Origin of the sequence: Streptomyces sp. NBC_01431 (genome assembly GCF_036231355.1) — a bacterium.
In the GTDB taxonomy this organism is placed as follows: Bacteria; Actinomycetota; Actinomycetes; order Streptomycetales; family Streptomycetaceae; genus Streptomyces.
The window spans coordinates 5,048,472-5,072,081 of the sequence record NZ_CP109496.1; the positions used below are offsets into that span (position 1 = coordinate 5,048,472).

The window sequence follows — 23,610 nt, forward strand, 5'->3', positions numbered from 1 at the left end:
GCGCCAGAAGTGAAGGTTGGCGTCCCGGCCGCGTAGCCTCAGCGTGCACAGCCAGCCGCTGAGGGAGCAGTCTTGGCACGGAATATCGGCAGCCGGTACACCGCCCACCAGATCCTGGGCCGCGGCAGCGCCGGCACGGTGTGGCTCGGCGACGGCCCCGAGGGCCCCGTCGCCATCAAGCTGCTGCGCGAGGACCTGGCCGCCGATCAGGAGCTGGTCGGCCGCTTCGTCCAGGAGCGCACCGCCCTGCTCGGCCTCGACCACCCCAACGTGGTGGGCGTACGCGATCTGGTGGTGGACGGAAACGACCTCGCCCTGGTCATGGACCTGATCCGGGGCACCGACGTCCGCACCCGCCTCGACCGCGAGCGCCGGCTCGCCCCCGAAGCGGCCGTCGCCATCGCGGCGGACGTCGCCGACGGACTCGCCGCGGCCCACGCGGCGGGCATCGTGCACCGGGACGTCAAGCCGGAGAACATCCTTCTGGACATGCAGGGCCCGCTGGGCCCCGGCGGCGCCCACCCCGCGCTCCTCACCGACTTCGGCGTCGCCAAGCTCATCGACACCCCGCGCCGCACCAAGGCGACGCGGATCATCGGCACCCCGGACTACCTCGCGCCGGAGATCGTCGAGGGCCTCCCGCCGCGCGCCGCGGTCGACATCTACGCCCTCGCGACGGTGCTCTACGAACTGCTCGCCGGGTTCACGCCGTTCGGCGGCGGCCACCCCGGCGCGGTGCTGCGCCGCCATGTGACCGAGACCGTGGTGCCGCTGCCCGGCATCCCCGACGAGCTGTGGCAGCTGATCGTCCAGTGCCTGGCCAAGGCCCCGGCCTCCCGGCTGCGCGCCTCCGAACTCTCGGTCCGGCTGCGCGAACTGCTCCCCCTGGTCGCGGGCATGCCCCCGCTGGACGTGGACGAGCCGGACGCCGAGGGAGCCGAGGACGAGGAGGCCTACGAGGACCCGTACCCGACGGTCCCCACCACCCCCCGCCGCGGCGCGGTCCCCCTGGTGCCCGGGGCGCAGCACGACTCCGCCAACCGCGACACCCACACCAGCATGCGGGTGCCAGGACCCGACGAGCTGGCCGGCGGTCCGCTGGGCACCGCCCGCGCGCCCCGCCCCTCGGGCGCCCCGCGTCCCGGCTCGGCTCGCCACCGAGCCGACCAGGTCCGCAAGCGCCGCCTGGTCCTGACGACGGCCGCGGTCGCGCTGGCGGCAGCCGTCGGCGTGGGCGGCTGGCTGGCACTGAGTGACCGCTCCGACACACAGCACCCGCCGCAGGACACCAGGAACTCGGCGCCGGTCGTCCCCTAGGGCGGCCCGTGAAAGGGCGGCCCGGGGAACGCCGGAGCGCGCAGCCGTTACGCTGGACCCGTGGCAGTCGTCGATGTATCCGAAGAGCTGAAGTCCCTCTCCTCGACCATGGGGTCGATCGAGGCCGTCCTGGACCTCGACAAGATGCGGGCGGACATCGCCGTGCTTGAGGAGCAGGCGGCCGCCCCGTCCCTGTGGGACGACCCGGAGGTGGCGCAGAAGATCACCAGCAAGCTTTCGCACCTCCAGGCGGAGCTGCGCAAGACCGAGGCCCTGCGCGGCCGGATCGACGACCTCGCGGTGCTCTTCGAGCTCGCCGAGGAGATGGACGACCCGGACACCCGCACCGAGGCCGAGGCCGAGCTGGAGTCCGTGCGCAAGGCGCTGGACGAGATGGAGGTCCGTACCCTCCTGTCCGGCGAGTACGACGCCCGCGAGGCGCTGGTCAACATCCGCGCCGAGGCCGGCGGCGTCGACGCCTCCGACTTCGCCGAGCGCCTCCAGCGGATGTACCTGCGCTGGGCCGAGCGGCACGGCTACAAGACCGAGGTGTACGAGACCTCGTACGCGGAAGAGGCCGGCATCAAGTCGACCACCTTCGTCGTCAGCTCGCCCTACGCCTACGGCACGCTCTCGGTGGAGCAGGGCACGCACCGCCTGGTCCGCATCTCGCCCTTCGACAACCAGGGCCGCCGCCAGACGTCCTTCGCGGGCGTCGAGGTGCTGCCGGTCGTCGAGCAGTCCGACCACGTCGAGATCGACGAGTCGGAACTGCGCATCGACGTGTACCGCGCGTCGGGCCCCGGCGGCCAGGGCGTCAACACCACGGACTCCGCGGTCCGCATCACGCACGTGCCCACCGGCATCGTCGTCTCCTGCCAGAACGAGCGCTCGCAGATCCAGAACAAGGCGAGCGCCATGAACGTCCTCCAGGCCAAGCTCCTTGAGCGCCGCCGCCAGGAGGAGCAGGCGCTGATGGACTCCCTCAAGGGCGACGGCGGCAACTCCTGGGGCAACCAGATGCGTTCGTACGTCCTGCACCCCTACCAGATGGTCAAGGACCTGCGCACCGAGTTCGAGGTCGGCAACCCGCAGGCGGTCCTCGACGGCGAGATCGACGGCTTCCTGGAAGCGGGCATCCGCTGGCGCAAGCAGCAGGAGAAGTAGTCCCGTTACGCAACCGGCGACGCCGGGTCCCGGAAAAGGGGCCCGGCGTCGTCGCGTACCGGCGGCTCGACCCGGCGGGCCGAATTCGCTGACGCAAGCGGGGACATGGGCGACTCGGCGCTTTGTCGACATCGGAACTGGGCTGCGGGAAGGGCCAGTTCCGGTCTTCTGTCACAGTCGTATTCTCGTACGCCAGGCAAGTGGGGTGATTCCGGGCATCGCGTACGCAACGACCTTGACGCCATCTTTAAAACTGGCAAAGCTAACACGCGGCATGCGTAATTCTGGGGCGCGTGTGACAGGGGAGGGGCCCCATTGCTCCCCCGGCGTTGCCGCCCCGGACGCTGCTCCATGACGAGACAGCTACTGGGGGTAGCAAGCAGATGACCAAGAACACGCGGCTCCGCGTCGCGCGGATAGCAGCCGGTGCGGTGATTGCCGCCGGCGCGTCCCTGACCGCGGCGGGTGCGGCCCAGGCCGTCGGCGGCGAGTCCGTCAACAGCGGGACCACCAACAAGGCGGCCTTCGACGCGCCTTGTGACAACCCCACCTCTCCGATCTGCCTCACCACGGGCGGCACGGGTTCCTCCGGCGACACGTCCACCGGCACGTCCGGTGACACCACGTCGGGCACCACGGGTTCCACGACCTCGGGTACGACGGGTTCCACCACGTCGGGCACGTCCGGTGACACCACGTCGGGCACGACGGGTTCCACGACCTCGGGCACGACGGGTTCCACGACCTCGGGCACGACGGGTTCCACGACGTCGGGCACGACGGGTTCCACGACCTCGGGCACCACGGGTTCCACGACCTCGGGCACGACGGGTTCCACCACGTCGGGTACGACCGGTTCCACGACGTCGGGTACGACCGGTTCCACGACGTCGGGCACCACGGGTTCCACCACGTCGGGTACGACGGGTTCCACCACGTCGGGCACCACGGGTTCCACGACCTCGGGCACGACGGGTTCCACCACGTCGGGTACGACCGGTTCCACGACGTCGGGCACCACGGGTTCCACGACCTCGGGTACCACCGGTTCCACCACGTCCGGCACCACGGGTTCCACGACCTCGGGCACGACCGGTGACACCACCTCGGGCACCACGGGCTCGACCGGAAGCACCGGCTCCACCGGTTCGACCGGCAGCACCGGCTCCACCGCCACCTCCGGCAACACCGGCACCAACCCCGACACCCTCGGGTCGCAGCCGGTCGAGCAGGGCAAGCAGAAGGAGCAGCTGGCCGCCACCGGTGCGGGCGGGACCACGTTCCTGCTGCTCGGCGCCGCGACCATGATCGCGGGTGGCGTCGGCTTCCGCTTCATGCCGCGTCTGGTCAAGGGTCGTAACGTCGCGTAAGGGGTAGGCGCCAAAGGGTCCGCAACGGGCCCGGCAGCGCACGGGAGGGCCCCGGGTGCCATGAGGCGCCCGGGGCCCTCTTACGTGGACGTAACCGCTGTTCAGACGGTCTGGTGGGCCAGCAGTGCCAGCGCTCCCACCAGCACGATCAGCATGGTCACCAGCGCCGCCGGGCTCAGCGAGCCCCACGGGTTGGTCTCCTGCTGCAAGCGCTCCCGGTTCGCCCGGCAGACCCGGCAGCGGCCCTCACTCACGGGCGCCGCGCAGTTGGCGCACACCAATCGGTCATAGGTCATGCGCTCTCCTCCTCCCGCGCGGCGGAGCCGGCGCATAAAGCCTCAACCCGCTATCTCTCCGCTCAACGCTCAGGGAAACGCAACCGTTCCCCCTACCACTGTGCCAGGTCCCGCGCGTTTCGGCGCGCCCCGCCTGATTCATCCCGGTCCCGCACCCGTACTCCAAGGGACATAAGGGGCATCCCCGGACGGGGCCTGCGCGGCCGAGGCCGGTTCGCGTAAGGTCACGCACACCTATACTCCCGGCCGACCCGTGGTGCACCGTGATCCGATTCGACAATGTCTCCAAGACCTATCCCAAGCAGAACCGACCAGCCCTGCGGGAAGTCTCCCTCGACATCGAGAAGGGGGAGTTCGTCTTCCTCGTCGGCTCGTCCGGTTCCGGGAAGTCGACCTTCCTGAGGCTCGTCCTGCGAGAAGAGCGCGCCAGCCATGGGCAGGTGCACGTGCTCGGCAAGGACCTGGCCCGGCTCTCCAACTGGAAGGTGCCGCACATGCGGCGCCAACTGGGCACGGTCTTCCAGGACTTCCGGCTGCTCCCCAACAAGACCGTCGCGGAGAACGTCGCGTTCGCCCAGGAGGTCATCGGCAAGCCGCGCGGCGAGATCCGCAAGGCCGTGCCGCAGGTGCTCGACCTCGTCGGGCTCGGCGGCAAGGAGGACCGCAGGCCCGGTGAGCTCTCCGGTGGTGAGCAGCAGCGCGTGGCCATCGCGCGCGCCTTCGTCAACCGGCCCATGCTGCTCATCGCGGACGAGCCGACCGGCAACCTCGACCCGCAGACCTCCGTCGGCATCATGAAGCTGCTCGACCGGATCAACCGGACCGGCACCACCGTAATCATGGCGACCCACGACCAGAACATCGTCGACCAGATGCGCAAGCGCGTCATCGAGCTGGAGTCCGGCCGCCTCGTACGCGACCAGGCGCGCGGCGTCTACGGCTACCAGCACTGAGCGCCGTAGAGCACTCGTCGAGCACTGAAAGGCTGAAATCGTCGCCATGCGCGCTCAGTTCGTTCTCTCGGAGATCGGGGTCGGTCTCCGCCGCAACCTGACCATGACGATCGCCGTCGTCGTCTCCGTCGCCCTCTCGCTGGCCCTGTTCGGCGGGACGCTGCTGATGCGGGACCAGGTCAACAGCATGAAGGACTACTGGTACGACAAGGTCAACGTCTCCCTCTTCCTGTGCAACAAGGCGGACGCCGAGAGCGTCACCCGGTGCGCCAAGGGGGCCGTGACGGCCCAGCAGAAGAAGGACATCGAGGCCGACCTCAAGAAGCTCGACATCGTCCAGAGCGTGGTGTACGAGTCGCAGGACGAGGCGTACAAGCACTACAAGGACCAGTACGGCAGCACCCCGATGGCCAGTTCCATCACGCCCGACCAGATGCCCGAGTCCTTCCGTGTCAAGCTCAAGGACCCGCAGAAGTACAAGGTGGTCGCGACCGCCTTCGCGGGCCGCGACGGCATCGAGTCGGTGCAGGACCAGCGCGGCACCCTGGACACCCTCTTCAAGATCCTCAACGGCATGAACGCGGCGGCCCTCGCGGTCATGTCGATCATGCTGATCGTCGCCGTGATGCTGATCGTGAACACCGTGCGGGTCTCGGCGTTCAGCCGCCGCCGCGAGACCGGCATCATGCGCCTGGTGGGCGCGTCCAGCTTCTACATCCAGGCGCCGTTCATCATGGAGGCCGCGTTCGCCGGGCTGCTCGGCGGCATCGGGGCGGCCGCACTCCTCGTCCTCGCGCGGTACTTCATAATCGATCACGGCATGTCGCTGGCGCAGAACCTGAGCCTCATCAAGTTCATCGGCTGGAACGCCGTGTTGGCGAAACTCCCGCTGGTGCTCGCCTCCAGCGTCCTGATGCCCGCGGTGGCGGCCTTCCTCGCGCTCCGCAAGTACCTCAAGGTCTGACCCCTCGTGTGACGTAAGCCCGGGCGCCGTAGGAGCAACACCCCCTACGGCGCCCGAGGTGTGTCCTAGACTCGGCGCCATGTCGGGTCCGGACTTCTGTCCCAAGTCCCGTGGCGTGCGCCGCGGGACGGCTTTGGCCTTGGTGTTCGCGGGTGTTCTCGCGGGCGCCGCCGCGACCGACTGCCTGCCGCGCGCCGAGCGCGGCCCCGCCGCGTTACCGGCCGCCGCCGCCCTCGGCCCGAACGAAGGGCGCCCGGTCCGCGACGCGGACCGCACCGCCGAGGAGGTGTCGCGGGCCGCCGCGCGTGCCGAGGCCGACGGCAAGTCCCCCGTCCGCGCCGCCGAGGAGGCAGTGGGGCGCAGCGGAGACCGCTGGGGCGCGGTGTACGACAAGGCGCAGTACGAGCAGTACGCGGCCTCCCTCGACGGCCGCTACACCGGCGTCGGACTCTGGGTCGGGCGCACCGGCGACGGGCGGATCGAGGTCACCCGGGTGCAGAGCGGTGGGCCCGCGGCCCGCGCGGGCATCGAAGCGGGCGACGTCCTGCGCGCCGTCGACGGATGGGCCACCGGCGGACAGCCCGTCACGGAGGTGGTCGCCCGGCTGCGCGGCGACGCGGCCGGCAGCAAGGTCGCCGTCTCGCTGCGGCGCGGCACCCGCGACTGGAGCCGCACGCTCGACCGGGCGGTCCTCGACACCGAGGACGTCACCGTGCAGAACCTCTCCGCCAAGGCCGTGATGATCAAGGTGGCGGCCTTCACCACCGGCTCGGGCGAGCGGGTGCGGGCCGCGGTGAGCCGGGCCCCCAAGGCCGCCGGGATCCTGCTCGACCTGCGCGGCAACAGCGGCGGTCTGGTCACCGAGGCCACCGCTGCGGCCTCCGCCTTCCTCGATGGCGGCCTGGTCGCCACGTACGACGTGCACGGCAAGCAGCGGGCGCTGTACGCGGCCGCCGGCCAGAGCACCGCGAGGCCCGTGGTCGTGCTGATCGACGGCGGCACCATGAGCGCGGCCGAACTGCTCACGGGCGCGCTTCAGGACCGCGGCAGAGCGGTCACGGTCGGCTCGCGCACCTTCGGCAAGGGCTCGGTGCAGATGCCCACCGGCCTGGCGGGCGGCTCGGTCGCCGAGCTGACCGTCGGCCACTACCGCACCCCCGCGGGCCACGGCCTCGACGGCCAGGGCATCACCCCCGACGTGCCGGTCACCGACCGGCCGCTCCAGCACGCCGAGACGGTCCTGAGCGGCCTGGGCGGCGCGTCGTAAACCGCTTGCGCGGTAGTGAGAAAATGGCCGCACTATGGCTAAGAACACGGGCAAGGACAAAGAGAAGGACAGCAAGCGCAAGCTCGTCGCGCAGAACAAGAAGGCACGGCACGACTACCTCATCATCGACACCTACGAGTGCGGTCTGGTGCTGACCGGCACCGAGGTGAAGTCGCTGCGCCAGGGCCGGGCCTCGCTGGTCGACGGGTTCGTGCAGATCGACGGGGGCGAGGCCTGGCTGCACAACGTGCACGTCCCGGAGTACGCCCAGGGGACCTGGACGAACCACAGTGCGCGGCGCAAGCGGAAGCTGCTCCTGCACCGGGCCGAGATCGACAAGCTGGAGTCGAAGACGGGGGAGTCGGGTCACACGATCGTGCCCCTCGCGCTCTACTTCAAGGACGGCCGGGCCAAGATCGAGATCGCCCTGGCGAAGGGCAAGAAGGAGTACGACAAGCGGCAGACGCTGCGCGAGAAGCAGGACCGGCGCGAGACGGACCGGGCCATCTCGGCGGTCAAGCGGAAGGAGCGGGCCAGCCTGCGGCAGCACCGAGCGGAATAGGCTGGCACCCTCGGCCGTTGGTCACGTACGATGGGCCGTGCACCTCACAGCGGGTGCGCGTTTTGAAAAAACAACATGGGGATGATCGGTTTCGACAGCGGATGTCGAAGCAGGGGAAGCGTGTCGAGGAAGCGGCAATGATCTCGTAAACCATATGTCGCAAACAATAATCGCCAACACCAAGCGCGATTCCTTCGCCCTCGCTGCCTAAGTAGCGACTTGCGAAGTGTCAGCCCGGGGCTGTTCCCGACCCGGATCCTGGCATCAGCTAGGGAACTAAACTTCTGGACCCGGTCACGGGATCCAGAAGGAAATCAAACAGTGACTGGGCCCGTCGGCGACTTGTTCGCGTGATTGCCGGGGCCGAGAAAATCGCAGCGAACTGCACACGGAGAAGCCCTGTTTTTGCACCGTTGGACGCGGGTTCGATTCCCGCCATCTCCACAATTCCCATGTTATTGATTGCACAGACGAAGGCCCCGCTGCTCCGGCAGCGGGGCCTTCGTCTGTGCGTCAGGCGACGGGCCGGCCGGTCAGCATGCCGAGGAGCTGGTCCATCTCGTTGCGCCAGATACGGTGGACGTTCATCCGGGTCGGCTTCGCCTGGCCGGGCAGCTGGCAGCGGAACGAGCTCCACAGGGTGTTCCGCTTCACCTCGCCGATCATCTGCATCGCCTCGGCCGGCGGGATGGCGAAGACGATCTCCTGCGGGCGGTTGCTCATCCGGCTGGCCCGGTGCAGCAGCACGGCCTGCTGGGTCACGGTGATGAAGTAGTACGTCAGGAACGCCTGGCCTATGACGCCGAGCATGCTCATCAACCAGACGCTGGGGCCCGCTATCGCCTGGATCGTGACGATCGGGCGGTCCTGCGGGTTGGCCTGCATGATCGCCTCGGCGACCTGCTGCTGGATGGTCGACTTCTTCATGGCCATGGGAATGGGCCTTTCCTGGTACGTGACGTACCCAAGCGGAGGGGGACGCCCCGCTTCTCATCGGGGCGGTGCAGAGTACCGCCCGTTTCCCCAGGCGCACACCACCAGGGCGAGGGCCGCCGCGCAGACTGGGACGAAGTAGCCCACCGCGGCGCCCACTTGCTCGATGACCTGGCCGCCGGCCGCCGAACCGGCCGCGATGCCGCCGAGGATCGCGGTGACGGCGAGGGTCATGCCCTCGTTCAACTGGCCCTCGGGGGTGAGGCGCTGGACCAGCGTCATGCCGGTCACCATCGTGGGCGCGGTGGCGGCGCCCGCGCACAGCAGCGCGATCGCGAGCACGATAAGCGAGCCGGTGGTCCACGCCGCGATCAGCGGCAGGCACATCAGCGCCGCCATAGCCGCGACGCAGCGAAGGAGTCGTCGGGGCACGCTCCGGGCCGGCCGCGCCGACCCGTACAGGAGCCCGGCCGTGCACGATCCGGCCGCCTGGAGGGCGAGCACCGGGCCCGCCGCCGCGGCGTGGCCGAGCCCAGTGGCGTACGCGATCGTCACCACCTCCAGCGAGCCGAACACGGCGCCGGCGGCGAGGAAGACCGCGAGCAGCGGGGCGAACCCCCTGGAGCGGACGGGGGACTTGGCCGATGTCGCACGCGGTGCGGCGGGCGGCTCGGTCGCGCGCTGGGCGGCGAAGAGCAGCACGCCCGTCATCAGCAGGGCCGCGCCCACGAGGGTGCCGGCCTCGGGGAAGAGGGCCGAGCAGAGGAACGCGGCGGCGACCGGGCCCAGCATGAAGCAGAACTCGTCGGCGGCCTGCTCGAAGGAGTTGGCGGTGTGCAGCAGGGGTGGGTCGTTCCGGTGCAGATGGGCCCAGCGGGCGCGCGACATGCCGCCGGTGTTGGGGGTGGTGGCGGTCGCGGCGTACGCGGCGAACAGGGTCCAGTCCGGGGCGCCGAGGTGCACGCACAGGAGCAGTCCGAGCGAGCCGAGGACCGCGACCACCGTGGCCGGTACGGCGATTCGGGCCTGGCCGTAGCGGTCGACGAGCCGGGCAGTGTACGGGGCGACCAAGGCCGTGGCGGCGAGCCCGGTCGCGGTGACCCCACCGGCCAGGGCGTACGAGCCGCGCGCCCCCGCGATCATGATGACGGCGCTGACGCCGAACATGCCCATGGGCAGCCGGGCGATGAGGTTGCCGGTGGTGAAGGCGAGGGCGCCGGGCGTGCGGAACAGGCGTATGTACGGGTTCGGGCGGCGGGTGAGGGCGGTGGATCTCGGCATGCCCCGAATCCTCATGGGCCCCTCCCGGCGGGGTCCAACACCTGGTCAGTGCCCATTCACGCACCCTTGTTGTCAACGCCCGTGCGGGTGTTGACTGCCGGGCGTGCCCCACGACACGGACCCCCGGCTGCTGCGCGCCTTCGTCGCGACCGCCGAGGAACTGCACTTCACCCGCGCCGCCGCCCGGCTGTTCGTCGCGCAGCAGGCGCTGAGCCGTGACATCCGGCGCCTGGAACGGGAGTTGGGTTGCGAGCTCTTCGTCCGCACCACCCGCGCGGTGTCCCTGACGGCGGACGGTGCGCGGCTGCTGCCGCACGCCCGGCGGGTGCTCGCCGCCCACGACGAACTCCGCGCGGCCTGGGCGGACACCGGCGCCGCGCGCCCGCTGCTCGTCGACGTCTCGGCGCCCGTCGGCACCGGGCAGCTGGTGCTCGCCGCGGCCCGTGAACAGGCCCCGGGCGTCGAGTTCGTGGCCCGGTACATCAGCGGACTCACCGGGGCCGCCGCCGAGATCCTCGCCGGTCGGCTGGACGTCTCCTTCGGCCGGGTGGCCGGGCTCGACCCGGCGGTGCTCGCGGGGCTCGCCCACCAGCCGGTGCGCTACGAGCGGATGGCGGTGCTGCTGCCCGAGGAGCACCGGCTCGCGGGGCTCGCCGAGGTGCCCCTGGACGCGCTCGCGGGGGAGACGCTGTACGTGGCGGCGGGCAATCCGGCCACCGCCGAGTGGACCGATCTCGCCGAGCGGCTCTTCGCCGGGCGCGGCATCCGGGCGGCGGCGCCGTTCCCCGGGATCGCGGGGGAGGAGGAGTTCGTGCGGGTGGTGCGCAAGCACGGCTGGTCGGTCCTGGCCAGCACCGAGTTCATGACGGTCCCCGGCATGGTGGTACGCCCGTTGACCGCTCCGGTACCGCTGGCGCCGGTCTCCCTGGTGTGGCGCCGGGGGCTGACCCACCCCGGGGTGGCCGCGCTGCGCCGGGTCGCGGCGACGGCCGCGTCCGAGCACCGCTGGCTGGAAAGACCCGCCGACAGCTGGCTCCCTGCGACCGACATGTCCCTGATGGTGGGCAATGCCCCGCATGTGGGGCGCTGACGGTGAACTTCACGCGATACGTGGCCACATGTCTCAGGCTCGTGCGCTACATTCATCGCCCGGGTGCGGCGGGATAGTGGGGGCGCGTGGAACGGGTGGGATTGCCCCGTTCCAGGAGGCGCTGTCCGGGAGTCGTGCGCGCTACCCGCGAACACATTCAGGGAGTGCGTACGGAAATGGACAGTCGGATACCGGGCGGGCAGGGTGGACAACTCAGTGACGCCCGGCCAGCAGACAAGCGCGAACCGCGCGACGCGACGATGCAACTCGGCGTCTTCGCACACCAGTTGATCAAGTCGGTGCCGGTCCAGCGGACCACGGCCGCGGACGCCACCCAGGCCACGGCCTCCAAAGTGCCTGCGGCCACACCCACCGCGACGCTGCCGAACGTATGGGCCCCGACCGAGGCCGGTGCCCCGAACGTCCCGGCCGCCACGCCCGCCGCGCCGCCCGCGGATGGTCAGCCCTCGGGTCCGGGCACCACCCAGGCCATCCCGGTCTTGGCCTCCGTGCCCACCGCGCCGCCGGTGAACTCGGCCCAGCAGGGCAGCGACGGGCCCGTGTTCGTCGACGCCAGCGGACGGCGCGGCAAGAAGGTGCGGTGGCTCGGCTGGGTCTTCGGTCTCGCCTGTACGGGATTCGCGGTGGCCCTCGTCGGCTCCCTGCTCGGCGGCAGCGCCCGCGCTCCCGGTCTGACGCTGCCCGAAGGCGGCAAGGCCGGCGCCGTGTCGGCATCGCCCGACGCCCCCGCCCCGCAGGCCCCCAAGGTGCCGGCGAAGAGCAGCGCCGCCCCCTCGCACGGCGCGTCCAAGGCGCCCGTGCACAAGGCCTCCCCGCCGGCCCACGCACCGAGCGGCAGCCCGCACCACAGCCCGACCGGGAAGACCTCCCCGAGCGCCAGTGCCTCCCACAAGCCGTCCGCACGGGCGGCCTCCCCCTCCCCGGGCAAGACCCGCATCTAAGTCCCCGCTGGTCCGGGCCGCGCCACAGCGCGGCCGCGGACACCGGCCCTGAGCACCAACCCCGTACGGCATCCACCGCGTACCGGCCCGAAGGCGTAACGACACCTCCCATGAGAACCACCCAGGCCAAGCCGCGGGCCCCGCGGCGCAAGCGGCTGCCCATGCGGTACCTGCTGCCGCTGCTGCTCCTCGTCGCGCTCGTCGCCATGCTCATGCTGCGCGGCTATGTGCACAGCGAGATCTCCGCCGACCACCGGGTCCGCGATCCCGCGCCCACCGACAAGGTGCCCGACAAGATCATCGACGGCGGCCCGGTCATCGACGCGCGCAAGCCCGGCCATCCGGTCAGCCTTCAGGTCCCGGACCACAAGCTGGTGCTCACCTTCGACGACGGCCCGGACCCCACCTGGACGCCGAAGGTGCTCGACGAGCTGAAGAAGTACCACGCCCACGCGGTCTTCTTCGTGACCGGGACGAACGCCTCGCGCTACCCGGACCTCATCAAGCGCATGGTCGCCGAGGGCCACGAGGTCGGCCTGCACACCTTCAACCACCCCGACCTGTCCTACCAGTCGAAGTCCCGGATCGACCGCGAGCTCTCGGAGAACCAGCTCGCGCTCGCGGGCGCCGCCGGCGTCCACAGCTCGCTGTTCCGGCCGCCGTACTCCTCCTTCGCAGACGCGATGGACAACGACACCTGGCCGGTCGTCCAGTACGTCGGCAGCCGGGGCTACGTCGTGGCGCTCGACTCCACCGACAGCGAGGACTGGCAGCGGCCGGGGGTGAAGAAGATCATCCACAACGCCACCCCGGAGGACAACAAGGGCGCCATCGTCCTGATGCACGACTTCGGCGGCGACCGCTCGCAGACCGTGGCCGCGCTCGACAAGTTCCTGCCGGACATGCAGGAGTCGGGCTACACCTTCGTCAACCTGACCGACGCGTTGGGCGCGCCGAGCGCGCTCACCCCGGTCAGCGGCTGGGACCTGTGGAAGGGCAAGGCGTTCGTCGGTGCCGTCCAGGTCGCCGAGCACACCACCGACGTCCTGGTCGTCGGTCTCGCCATCGTCGGCATCCTGGTCTTCGTCCGCTTCGGCCTGATGCTGGTGCTGTCGTTCGTACACGCCCGCAAGGTCCGCAAACGCGACTTCCAGTGGGGAGCGCCGGTCACCGAACCGGTCTCGGTACTCGTTCCCGCGTACAACGAACGCGAATGCATCGCCAATACCGTTCGTTCGCTCATGGCCAGCGATCATCCGATCGAAGTGATCGTCATCGACGACGGTTCGACCGACGGCACCGCCGACATCGTGGAGGCGATGGGGCTGCCCAACGTGCGGGTGGTGCGTCAGGAGAACGCGGGCAAGCCCGCCGCCCTCAACAACGGCATCGCGCACGCCCGTTACGAGATCGTCGTGATGATGGACGGCGACACCGTCTTCGAGCCGACCACCGTGGGCGAACTCGTGCAGCCCTTCGGCAACATCCGCATCGGCGCGGTCGCGGGCAACGCCAAGGTCGGCAACCGGGACTCGCTCATCGGCGCCTGGCAGCACATCGAGTACGTGATGGGCTTCAACCTCGACCGCCGCATGTACGACCTGCTCGGCATCATGCCCACCATCCCCGGCGCGATCGGCGCCTTCCGCCGCCAGGCCCTGGAGCGGGTCGGCGGCATGAGCGAGGACACCCTCGCCGAGGACACCGACATCACGATGGCGATCCACCGTGACGGCTGGCGGGTGGTCTACGCCGAGAACGCCCGCGCCTGGACCGAGGCCCCCGAGTCCGTCCAGCAGTTGTGGTCCCAGCGCTACCGCTGGTCGTACGGCACGATGCAGGCGATCTGGAAGCACCGCGGCGCCGTCAAGGACCGCGGCCCCTCGGGCCGCTTCGGCCGCGTCGGACTCCCGCTGGTCGCCGCGTTCATGGTGCTCGCGCCGCTGCTCGCGCCGCTGATCGACATCTTCCTGCTGTACGGGATCGTGTTCGGCAAGACCGAGCAGACGATCCTGGCCTGGCTCGGCGTCCTGCTGATCCAGGGGATCTGCGCCGCCTACGCCTTCCGGCTCGACAAGGAACGCCTGACCCATCTGCTGTCGCTGCCGCTCCAGCAGGTCATGTACCGGCAGTTGATGTACGTCGTGCTGCTCCAGTCCTGGATCACCGCGGTGACCGGCGGCCGGCTGCGCTGGCAGAAGCTGCGCCGCACCGGCGCGGTCGAGGCGCCCGGCAACCCGGCGGCCCGCGCCGGCGAGCAAAGGCCCGCGGTATGACCTCGTACGTGGAGGTTCCGGGAGCGGCCGCCGGGCCCTCCGCCCCGCCGCCCAGGCCGCCCGCCCGCGACCGCTACTTCGACTTCCTGCGCGCGCTGGCCCTGTTCCGGGTGGTGCTCTACCACCTGATGGGCTGGGCCTGGCTGCCGCTCGCCTTCCCGTCCATGGGCGTGATGTTCGCGCTCGCCGGAAACCTGATGGCCCGCTCGCTCAAGCGGCCCGCCGTACAGGTCGTCCGGGGCCGCCTGCGCCGGCTCCTGCCGCCGATGTGGCTGCTCGGCGCGGTCGGCATCACCGGCATGCTCGCCCAGGGCTGGGGACCCGACAGCGACGGGCACCCCGCCTGGTGGTGGGGGCACCTGTTGTTCTGGGTGCTCCCGCTCAGCGACCCGCCGTACGCGGCCGGTCTGCCCGGCATCCACGGCGTGCTCGGCGACAACTGGGGTGCCAACCTCGCCGAACCGCTCTGGTACCTGCGCGCCTACCTGTGGTTCGTGCTGCTCTCGCCGCTCTTCCGCACGCTGCTGCGGCGCACGGCCTGGCCGACGATCCTCGCGCCGGTCGCCCTGTCCGCGCTCCTGGAGTTCGTGAACCTCGGGCTGCCCCAGCGCATCGACTCCGCGCTCACCGACTTCGCCACCTTCGGCGCCTGCTGGATCCTCGGCATGGCCCGCCAGGAGGGCGTCCTGAGGCGGCTGCCGAACTACCTGGTGCCCTCGCTCGCCCCGTTCGTGATGGCCGCGGGCTACTGGTGGGCGGTGCACGGCGGGTTCTCGATCACCGGCGACACCGAGCTCGACTCGATCCCGCTGGCGCAGACCCTGTGGTCGCTCGGCGCGGTGCTCCTGCTGCTGCACATCAGCCCCTCGTGGGCCCAGTGGCCGGCCCCGCTGCGCCGCTGGGACCGCCTGATCACCCTGCTCAACTCCCGCGCCGTGACGATCTACCTGTGGCACAACCTGTGCATCCTGGTCGCCGCGACGCTGTGGGACGACCTGTGGAGCATCGACGCGCTGGCGGGCGCCGCGAAGTTCCTCAACAGCTCGTGGCCGGTACTCGCCGTGACCTGGATCCTCATCGGCCTGTGCGTGCTCGGCGTCGGCTGGGTCGAGGACGTGGCGGCCAAGCGGCGCCCCAGGCTCTGGCCCGCCTGACACCATCCGGCGGCGGCGGTCTCACCGCCGCCGCCCGGCACCCGTGAAGACAAGGTTGCACCCCGGTCACCCGGCGGCACGCGGCCGAAACCCCCCGTCCCTACGGTCGCTTCCACAAGACGCGAACCGACCGTGGAGGCATGATGGCTGGCCGTTGGATCGAGCGGTGGGAGCCGGAGGACGACACCTTCTGGAAGGAGACCGGCGAGCGCGTCGCCCGCCGCAACCTGTACCTGTCCGTGTTCAGCGAACACGTCGGATTCTCCATCTGGACCCTGTGGTCGGTGATGGTGCTCTTCATGGGGCCCGCCTACGGCGTGGACCCCGCGGGCAAGTTCTTCCTGATCTCCATGGCGACGCTCGTCGGTGCCCTCGCCCGCATCCCCTACACGTTCGCCGTGGCCCGCTTCGGCGGCCGCAACTGGACCGTCTTCAGCGCCCTGCTGCTGCTCGTGCCGACCGTCGCCGCCTACCTGGCGATGGAGCCCGGCACCTCGTACACCACCTTCCTCCTGGTCGCCGCCCTCGCCGGGATCGGCGGCGGCAACTTCGCCTCCTCGATGACCAACATCAACGCCTTCTTCCCGCTGCGCAAGAAGGGCTGGGCGCTGGGGCTCAACGCGGGCGGCGGCAACGTCGGCGTGCCGGTGGTGCAACTCGTCGGGCTGCTCGTCATCTCCACCGCCGGCGCCACCCACCCGCGCATCGTGCTCGCCGTCTACCTGCCGCTGATCGTGCTCGCCGCGCTCGGCGCCGCCCTGCGGATGGACAACCTGGCGCCGGTGCGCAACGACACCGGCGCCGCCAAGGAGGCGCTGCGGGACGGGCACACCTGGATCATGGCGCTGCTGTACGTCGGCACCTTCGGCTCCTTCATCGGCTACAGCTTCGCCTTCGGCCTCGTTCTGCAGACCCAGTTCGGGCGCACCCCCCTGCAAGCCGCCTCGCTCACCTTCATCGGACCGCTGCTCGGCTCCGTGATCCGGCCCGTCGGCGGCCGGCTCGCCGACCGGTACGGCGGCGCCCGCATCACCCTGTGGAACTTCGCCGCGATGGCCGCCGCCACCTCGGTCGTCCTGTACGCCTCCGTCCAGAAGTCGCTGCCGGTCTTCCTCACCGGGTTCATCGCCCTGTTCGTCCTCAGCGGGCTCGGCAACGGCTCCACGTACAAGATGATCCCCGGCATCTTCCAGGCCAAGGCGCTGGCGCGCGGGCTCGTGGGGGAGGCCGCCGCGGCCCACGGCCGCAGGCTCTCGGGGGCCGCCATGGGCCTGATCGGGGCGGTGGGCGCGCTCGGCGGGCTCGCCATCAACCTCGCCTTCCGGCAGTCCTTCCAGACCGCGGGCACCGGCACCACCGCCTTCGCGGCCTTCCTCGGCTGCTACGCGGTGTGCTTCACCGTGACCTGGGCGGTATACGTGCGCCGGCCCGCCGAAGCCGTCTCCGCCACCGCACCCGCGCCCGCCTACGCCGAAGTGTGATCCTTGCCGGCGGGGCGTGACGTAACAGCAGGGAAACCAAGGTGAACCGCGCACGTCACGCCCCGTTGGCAGGCTCGGTCGTCACCGCACCACCCCTGGAGAGTCATGTCCGCAGAACCAGAAGGGGCCGGGCCGCACGGACCCCTGGCCGGGTTCACCGTCGGCGTCACCGCCGCCCGCCGCGCCGAGGAGCTCACCGCGCTGCTCACCCGGCGCGGAGCCGCGGTGGTGCACGCACCCGCCCTGCGCATCGTGCCGCTCGCCGACGACAGTGAACTCCTGGACGCCACCAGGGAGTTGATCGCCAAGGTCCCCGACACGGTGGTCGCCACCACCGCCATCGGGTTCCGCGGCTGGATCGAGGCGGCCGACGGCTGGGGGATCGGCGACGCGCTCCTCACGACGCTCCAGGGCGTCGAACTGCTCGCGCGCGGGCCCAAGGTCAAGGGGGCCGTGCGGGCCGCGGGTCTCACCGAGCAGTGGTCGCCGTCCTCGGAGTCGATGGCCGAGGTGCTCGACCGGCTGCTCGCCGAGGGCGTCGCGGGGCGGCGGATCGCCATCCAGCTGCACGGTGAGCCGCTGCCGGGCTTCGTGGAGTCGCTGCGCGCCGGCGGCGCGGAGGTCATCGGGGTGCCGGTCTACCGGTGGATGCCGCCGGAGGACATCGCGCCCCTCGACCGGCTCCTGGACGCGGCGCTCTCGCGCGGCCTGGACGCGCTCACCTTCACCAGCGCCCCGGCCGCCGCCTCCCTGCTGTCGCGAGCCGAGGAGCGCGGCATGCTCGCCGAACTCCTCGGCGCGCTCCACCACGACGTGCTGCCGGTCTGCGTCGGCCCGGTCACCGCGCTGCCGTTGCAGGCCCGCGGTGTACCGGCACTCGCCCCCGAACGCTTCCGCCTCGGTCCGCTGGTGCAGCTCCTGTGCACCGAACTCCCGGCCCGCTCAAGGGTGTTGCCGCTGGCCGGCCACCGCGTCGAGATCCGCGGTCACGCCGTCCTGGTGGACGGCGACCTGCGCCCGGTCCCACCGGCCGGAATGGCCCTCCTTCGGACCCTGTCCAGGCGCCCCGGCTGGGTGGTCCCGCGCGCCGAACTGCTCCGCGCGCTGCCGGGCTCGGGCACCGACGAACACGCGGTGGAGACGGCGATGACCAGGCTCCGCACGGCACTTGGCGCCCCCCGCCTCATCCAGACGGTGGTCAAGCGCGGCTACCGGCTGTCCCTCGACGCGGCGGCCGACGCCAAGTACTCGGACGGCTGAGCGACCGCCGGGCCCGCCGCGGGGCCTGCGCCGTTTACCGTACGGACATGATCACGATTCGCCCCGCGGTCCTCGACGACGCGGCCGCCCTCGCCGCCGCCCTGCTGCGCAACCGGGAGCACATGCGGCCCTGGGAGCCGCACCGGGCCGATGCCTTCTACACGGCCGCCGGCCAGGCGGAGCGGCTCTCGGATGTGGGGGCGCACCGACTCGTCTGTGCCGACGGCGACCGGATCGTCGGGCTCGCCACGCTGTCCGGGGTCGCGCTCGGGCCGTTCTGCAGCGCGAGCCTCGGGTACTGGGTCGACGCCGAGTACACCGGCCGGGGCCTGGCCACCCGTGCCGTCGAGGAGACCTGCCGGCTGGCGCTCGACCGGCTCGGACTGCACCGCGTCGAGGCGGGCACCGTGCCGCACAACACCGCCTCCCAGCGCGTCCTGCGCAAGACCGGCTTCGAGGAGTTCGGACTCGCTCCGCGCTATCTGCACATCGACGGCGAGTGGCGCGACCACCGCCTCTTCCAGCGGATCCTGCACGACGGGCCGCCCGCACGGTGACCGCCCGGCCAACCGGCCGGTAGGAGGGGTTCCGGGGGCGGCCCGCGGCGGGCACTCTGGGGGGTGGCACTCACCGGTAACCCCTAGGCGGTGACAGGCGCATGGTGCGGTTCGACTCGGGGCGGATCTGTCTGGATCTGCTGGCGACCGGGGCGTACGAGAGAGAACAGCTCGACAGCACCGCACAGTTGGGTCAATGGCTGCTGCGGGCCGGCCTGGTCCCCCGCGGCACGCCGCTCACCCGACTCGACGGCGACTGGCCGGCCCGGTTCATCGAACTGCGCTACTGCATCGGCCAGTTGGTCATGGCCGAGCTGAATGGACCGGTCGGCGGCGCGCCCGCCGCACTCGACCGGGTCAACGCGCTCGCCGCCGCCGCACCCCCGGGCGTACGTGCGATCCGGGGCGCCGACGGCGGACTCGTACGCACCCTGAGCCGCGCCCCCGAATGCGGCGCGCTGCTCGCCGCCGTCGCCCGCGACGCCGTCGACCTGCTCACCGACCCCGAGGCGCGGGCCCGGCTGCGCCAGTGCGAGGGCGACAACTGCCGGCTGCTGTATCTGGACACCTCGCGGGGCCGGCGGCGCCGCTGGTGTTCCAGCGAGGTGTGCGGGAACCGGGAGCGGGTCGCCCGCCACCGGCGCCGCGTCGCCGCGCTCTGAGCGGACCCCGCTCCGCGGGCCCGAGCCCGATCAGGACCGAGCCCGAACAGCCCCGGGTCCGCCGGGCACGGGTCTGAGCAGGCCGGAGAAAGAAAAACCCGCCGCTTTTGAATGGTTCCCGTCAACCATCCGTATGGGGAGGTGTACCGGCGCGCAGCCGCACGCCGGAATGGTCTCGACCTGGAGGTGCCGGTTGCGCAAGGATGCCGCCGTGGCCGATGACCGCCCACTCGGGGCCCGGCACCGCTCCGTGCCCGACGAGGAGCTGATGAGGGCGCTGTACCGCGAACACGCGGGACCGCTGCTCGCGTACGTCATGCGCCTGGTCGCGGGGGACCGCCAGCGCGCCGAGGACGTCGTGCAGGAAACGCTCATCCGTGCCTGGAAGAACGCCGGTCAGCTCAACCGGGCCACCGGTTCGGTCCGCCCCTGGCTGGTGACGGTCGCGCGCCGCATCGTCATCGACGCCCACCGCAGCCGGCAGGCCCGGCCGCAGGAGGTCGATCCGTCGCCGCTGGAGGTCATGCCCGCGGAGGACGAGATCGACAAGGCGTTGTGGCTGATGACCCTCTCCGACGCGCTCGACGACCTGACCCCGGCCCACCGGGAGGCGCTGGTCGAGACGTACTTCAAGGGCCGTACGGTCAATGAGGCGGCCCAGGCGCTGGGCGTACCCAGCGGGACCGTGCGGTCCCGGGTGTTCTACGCACTGCGCTCCATGAAACTCGCACTGGAGGAACGGGGGGTGACGGCATGACGACCGGGGAATTCGCCGAGGGCTCGCTGCACGAGGCGGTCGGCGCTTACGCGCTCGGCATCCTCGACGACGCCGAGGCCACCGCCTTCGAGGCGCACCTCGCCGGCTGCGAGCTGTGCGCCGCGGAACTCGACGCCCTCGCGGGCATGGAACCGATGCTGGCCACCCTGAAGGAGTTCCCGGGCCCCGCCGCCCAGCCGCTGCGGCCGGTCCCGCCCGGGATGACCGAGGCCCTGATCGGCCAGGTCGCGGCCCAGCGCGTCAAGCGCCGCAAGCGCGCCACGTATCTGCTCGCGGCCGCGGCCGCGCTGATCTTCGGGGGACCGGCGGTCGCCGTCGTGGTGGCCTCCGAGGACACCGGCACCCACCAGAGCGCCGAGGCGCACCCGACCAGCCCCGCCGAGGACGCCTTCTTCAACCACATGAGCCAGAAGGTCTCGGCCACCGACCCGGCGACCCAGGTCACCGCGACCGTGGGCACCGAGGCCAAGGCCTGGGGCACCCACACCGTCCTGGAGCTGAAGAACGTCAAGGGCCCGCTGAAGTGCAGCCTGATCGCGGTCGCCAAGAACGGCGAGCAGGAGACGGTGACGTCCTGGGCCGTGCCGAACTGGGGCTACGGCATCAAGGACAGCCCGCACCCGTCGGCGAAGTACCCGCTGTACGTGCACGGCGGCACCGCGCTGAACCGCGACCAGATCGACCACTTCGAGGTCCGTACGTTCGACGGGAAGGCCCTCGTGGACGTCCCGGCGTGAGCCGCGCCCGGCCCCCCTCGTCCCGACATGCGGTCGGACGCCGAATTGTGGCCTGACACAGGGTCCCCCGTCGCGTACGGTTGACGGCTGCCCAATGCACGTCAGAAGGGGGCCTCGGTGGCCGCGCAGGATGCCGCTGTCGATTCCGCTGCCGGTACCTCCGAATCCGCTGTGGATTCGGTCCGGGAACGCGAAATCGCTGGGGAACAGGTACATCTCGACCAGGTGTACCGCCGCCTGGAGGAGAAGATCCACGAGGCGGAGTTCCTGATGAACGACGCCGCCAAGCGCGGTCAGGTCGGAACGCCCGGCGCACTCGCCGAACGCGACGCCCAGGTCTTCCGGGCGGGGGTCCACCTCAACCGGCTCAACAACGAGTTCGAGGACTTCCTCTTCGGCCGGATCGACCTGCTGCTCGGCAAGGACGGCAAGAAGGGCCCGGACGGCGCGTACACCTCGGTCGATCCGGCCGAGGACGCCGTGCGCCCCGACGGCACGGCCGACATCGCGGAAACCCTCCACATCGGCCGGATCGGCGTGCTGGACGCCGACTACTCGCCGCTGGTCATCGACTGGCGGGCACCGGCCGCGGCGCCGTTCTACCGCTCGACGCCGGTCGACCCCGGCCGGGTCGTACGCCGCCGGGTCATCCGGTCCAAGGGCCGCAAGGTGCTCGGCGTCGAGGACGACCTGATGCGCCCCGAGCTCAAGGCGACCCTGGACGGCGCCGAGCTGCCCGTCATCGGCGACGGCGCGCTGATGGCGGCGCTCGGCCAGGCCCGCAGCCACACCATGCGGGACATCGTGGCCTCCATCCAGGCCGAACAGGACCTGGTGATCCGCGCCCCGGCCGCCTCCGTGACGTACGTCGAGGGCGGCCCCGGCACCGGCAAGACCGCCGTCGCGCTGCACCGCGCGGCCTATCTGCTCTACCAGGACCGGCGCCGCTACGCGGGCGGCATCCTGATCGTCTCGCCGACCCCGCTGCTCGTGGCGTACACCGAGGGCGTGCTGCCCTCGCTCGGCGAGGAGGGCCAGGTCGCGATCCGTGCGGTCGGCAACCTCGTGGACGGCGCGGAGGCGACCGAGTACGACGACCCCGCGGTCGCCCGCATCAAGGGTTCCTCGCGGATGCTCCACGTGCTGCGCAAGGCCGCCAGGGGCGCCCTGGAAGGCCCTGGGGAGAACAGCGGTCGCTCCAGACGCCGCGGCGGCCGCCAGCTCGCCCTCGGCGAGGAGGCGCCCGCCCCCCAGCCCGGACGGCGGCTTCGGGTCGTCGCGTTCGGCGCCCGCATCGAGCTGGAGGCGGACGAACTGCGCCACATCCGCCAGAGCGTGCTCGGCGGCACCGCGCCCGTCAACCTGCTGCGCCCGCGCGCCCGCAGGCTGCTGCTCGACGCGTTGTGGGCCAAGTCCGGCGCGGCCGGGCGCCACACCGACCCGGAACTCGCCGCCGAACTGCGCTCCTCCTTCGACGACGACATCTCCTCCGAGGACAGCTTCATCGCCTTCCTCGACGCGTGGTGGCCGGAGCTCACCCCGCGCGGGGTGCTCGCCGCGATGGCCGACGAGCGGCGCCTCGCGCGCTGGGCCCGGCGCACCCTCAACCAGGGCGAGGTGCGCCGTCTCGCCCGCTCGCTGGCCCGGACCGCCGAGGGCGCCTTCTCGGTGCACGACGTGGCGCTCCTGGACGAGTTGGAGACGCTGCTCGGCGCCCCGGCGAGGCCGCGCAGGAAGCGCGAGTACGACCCGCTGGACGCGCTCACCGGCCTCGAAGAGCTGATGCCGCAGCGCGAGGAGAGCCAGCGCGAGCGCGCGGAGCGGCTCGCCCAGGAGCGCACCGAGTACGCGCACGTCATCGTGGACGAGGCGCAGGACCTGACACCCATGCAGTGGCGGATGGTCGGCCGCCGCGGCCGCACCGCAACCTGGACGGTGGTCGGCGACCCCGCCCAGTCCTCGTGGTCCGACCCGGACGAGGCGGCCGAGGCCCGCGACGAGGCGCTGGGCAGCCGCCCGCGCCGCCGCTTCGAGCTCACGGTGAACTACCGCAACCCGGCCGAGATCGCCGAACTGGCCGCCAAGGTACTGGAGTTGGCGATGCCGGGCATGAAGTCCCCGGCCGCGGTCCGCTCGACGGGGGTGGAGCCGCGGTTCGCCCCCGTGCGCGACGGGGACCTCGCCCGGTCCGTACGGGAGGAGGCGGCGCGGCTGCTCGACCAGGTGGACGGCACGGTCGGCGTCGTCGTCGCGATGCGGCGCCGCGACCAGGCTGCGCGCTGGCTGGCGGGGCTCGGGGAGCGCGTCGTGGCGCTGGGCAGCCTGGAGGCGAAGGGCCTGGAGTACGACGCCACCGTTGTCGTGTCCCCGGCGGAGATCGCGGACGAGTCTCCGGCCGGACTGCGGGTCCTGTACGTGGCGCTGACCCGGGCGACCCAGCAGCTCACGGTCATCTCCGGCGAGCGCGACGAGCCCGACGCGGACGGGGTGCCGGACCTTCTGCGCGATTGAATGTGAGTCAACACGCGATGCGGGGATCACTT

General features: G+C 71.4%; 21 protein-coding genes and 1 other RNA gene. 19 read left to right on the forward strand and 3 right to left on the reverse strand.

Going from position 1 to position 23,610, the window contains the following annotated elements:
• Window positions 1-72: 72 nt before the first annotated feature.
• From OG522_RS23145 to OG522_RS23155, 3 genes are all read left to right on the forward strand, one after another.
• Entirely contained in the window at window positions 73-1,317 is a 1,245-nt protein-coding gene (locus OG522_RS23145) for a serine/threonine-protein kinase (RefSeq protein ID WP_329464912.1), read from the forward strand.
• A 60-nt stretch (window positions 1,318-1,377) separates the two neighbouring features.
• Window positions 1,378-2,484: a peptide chain release factor 2 gene (prfB, locus tag OG522_RS23150; protein ID WP_329464913.1), complete on the forward strand. Its 1,107-nt coding sequence runs from the start codon at window positions 1,378-1,380 to the stop codon at window positions 2,482-2,484.
• A 383-nt stretch (window positions 2,485-2,867) separates the two neighbouring features.
• Complete coding sequence (locus OG522_RS23155) at window positions 2,868-3,854, forward strand: hypothetical protein (protein WP_329464914.1); 987 nt, start codon at window positions 2,868-2,870, stop codon at window positions 3,852-3,854.
• Window positions 3,855-3,955: 101 nt separating this feature from the next.
• On the opposite strand, the gene OG522_RS23160 is transcribed toward OG522_RS23155, so the two are convergent.
• Entirely contained in the window at window positions 3,956-4,150 is a 195-nt protein-coding gene (locus OG522_RS23160) for a hypothetical protein (RefSeq protein WP_329464915.1), read from the reverse strand.
• Between the two features lie 263 nt (window positions 4,151-4,413).
• On the opposite strand from OG522_RS23160, the gene ftsE reads away from it, so the two are divergent.
• From ftsE to ssrA, 5 genes are all read left to right on the forward strand, one after another.
• The gene (gene ftsE, locus OG522_RS23165; RefSeq protein WP_053727228.1) at window positions 4,414-5,103 is read left to right on the forward strand and encodes a cell division ATP-binding protein FtsE; all 690 of its coding nucleotides are present in this window, start codon (window positions 4,414-4,416) and stop codon (window positions 5,101-5,103) included.
• A 46-nt stretch (window positions 5,104-5,149) separates the two neighbouring features.
• The gene (gene ftsX, locus OG522_RS23170) at window positions 5,150-6,067 is read left to right on the forward strand and encodes a permease-like cell division protein FtsX (RefSeq protein ID WP_329464916.1); all 918 of its coding nucleotides are present in this window, start codon (window positions 5,150-5,152) and stop codon (window positions 6,065-6,067) included.
• A 79-nt stretch (window positions 6,068-6,146) separates the two neighbouring features.
• Complete coding sequence (locus tag OG522_RS23175; RefSeq protein WP_329464917.1) at window positions 6,147-7,334, forward strand: S41 family peptidase; 1,188 nt, start codon at window positions 6,147-6,149, stop codon at window positions 7,332-7,334.
• A 34-nt stretch (window positions 7,335-7,368) separates the two neighbouring features.
• Window positions 7,369-7,896: an SsrA-binding protein SmpB gene (gene smpB, locus OG522_RS23180; RefSeq protein ID WP_329464918.1), complete on the forward strand. Its 528-nt coding sequence runs from the start codon at window positions 7,369-7,371 to the stop codon at window positions 7,894-7,896.
• Window positions 7,897-7,973: 77 nt separating this feature from the next.
• Window positions 7,974-8,343, forward strand: a transfer-messenger RNA (tmRNA) gene (gene ssrA / locus OG522_RS23185).
• A gap of 66 nt (window positions 8,344-8,409) precedes the next feature.
• On the opposite strand, the gene OG522_RS23190 is transcribed toward ssrA, so the two are convergent.
• The gene (locus tag OG522_RS23190) at window positions 8,410-8,829 is read right to left on the reverse strand and encodes a hypothetical protein (protein WP_329464919.1); all 420 of its coding nucleotides are present in this window, start codon (window positions 8,827-8,829) and stop codon (window positions 8,410-8,412) included.
• 57 nt (window positions 8,830-8,886) lie between these two features.
• Entirely contained in the window at window positions 8,887-10,125 is a 1,239-nt protein-coding gene (locus OG522_RS23195; RefSeq protein ID WP_443074737.1) for an MFS transporter, read from the reverse strand.
• An 88-nt stretch (window positions 10,126-10,213) separates the two neighbouring features.
• Here OG522_RS23195 and OG522_RS23200 point away from each other — a divergent pair, with 88 nt between their 5' ends.
• From OG522_RS23200 to OG522_RS23250, 11 genes are all read left to right on the forward strand, one after another.
• The gene (locus OG522_RS23200) at window positions 10,214-11,200 is read left to right on the forward strand and encodes a LysR family transcriptional regulator (protein WP_329464921.1); all 987 of its coding nucleotides are present in this window, start codon (window positions 10,214-10,216) and stop codon (window positions 11,198-11,200) included.
• A 176-nt stretch (window positions 11,201-11,376) separates the two neighbouring features.
• On the forward strand, window positions 11,377-12,162 hold the full coding sequence (locus OG522_RS23205) for a hypothetical protein (RefSeq protein ID WP_329464922.1): 786 nt from the start codon (window positions 11,377-11,379) through the stop codon (window positions 12,160-12,162).
• Window positions 12,163-12,323: 161 nt separating this feature from the next.
• Window positions 12,324-14,438 carry a bifunctional polysaccharide deacetylase/glycosyltransferase family 2 protein gene (locus tag OG522_RS23210; RefSeq protein ID WP_329467701.1) on the forward strand — a complete coding sequence of 705 codons (2,115 nt, stop codon included), beginning with the start codon at window positions 12,324-12,326 and terminating at the stop codon, window positions 14,436-14,438.
• Window positions 14,435-15,592: an acyltransferase family protein gene (locus OG522_RS23215; protein ID WP_329464923.1), complete on the forward strand. Its 1,158-nt coding sequence runs from the start codon at window positions 14,435-14,437 to the stop codon at window positions 15,590-15,592. The genes OG522_RS23210 and OG522_RS23215 overlap by 4 nt, the downstream gene beginning before the upstream one ends.
• A 143-nt stretch (window positions 15,593-15,735) precedes the next feature.
• Entirely contained in the window at window positions 15,736-17,073 is a 1,338-nt protein-coding gene (locus OG522_RS23220) for a nitrate/nitrite transporter (protein ID WP_329467702.1), read from the forward strand.
• A 105-nt stretch (window positions 17,074-17,178) separates the two neighbouring features.
• A complete protein-coding gene (locus OG522_RS23225) occupies window positions 17,179-18,333 on the forward strand; it encodes a uroporphyrinogen-III synthase (RefSeq protein WP_329464924.1) in 1,155 nt (384 codons plus the stop codon).
• A gap of 47 nt (window positions 18,334-18,380) precedes the next feature.
• Window positions 18,381-18,890 (forward strand): GNAT family N-acetyltransferase, encoded by a 510-nt coding sequence (locus tag OG522_RS23230; RefSeq protein ID WP_329464925.1) that lies wholly within the window; start codon window positions 18,381-18,383, stop codon window positions 18,888-18,890.
• 101 nt (window positions 18,891-18,991) lie between these two features.
• Window positions 18,992-19,552, forward strand: a complete 561-nt coding sequence (locus OG522_RS23235) for a CGNR zinc finger domain-containing protein (protein WP_329464926.1) — start codon at window positions 18,992-18,994, stop codon at window positions 19,550-19,552.
• Window positions 19,553-19,721: 169 nt separating this feature from the next.
• Complete coding sequence (locus OG522_RS23240; RefSeq protein WP_329467703.1) at window positions 19,722-20,309, forward strand: sigma-70 family RNA polymerase sigma factor; 588 nt, start codon at window positions 19,722-19,724, stop codon at window positions 20,307-20,309.
• The gene (locus OG522_RS23245) at window positions 20,306-21,067 is read left to right on the forward strand and encodes an anti-sigma factor family protein (protein ID WP_329464927.1); all 762 of its coding nucleotides are present in this window, start codon (window positions 20,306-20,308) and stop codon (window positions 21,065-21,067) included. The genes OG522_RS23240 and OG522_RS23245 overlap by 4 nt, the downstream gene beginning before the upstream one ends.
• Before the next feature lie 117 nt (window positions 21,068-21,184).
• Complete coding sequence (locus tag OG522_RS23250; RefSeq protein WP_443074738.1) at window positions 21,185-23,578, forward strand: HelD family protein; 2,394 nt, start codon at window positions 21,185-21,187, stop codon at window positions 23,576-23,578.
• Window positions 23,579-23,610 lie beyond the last annotated feature (32 nt).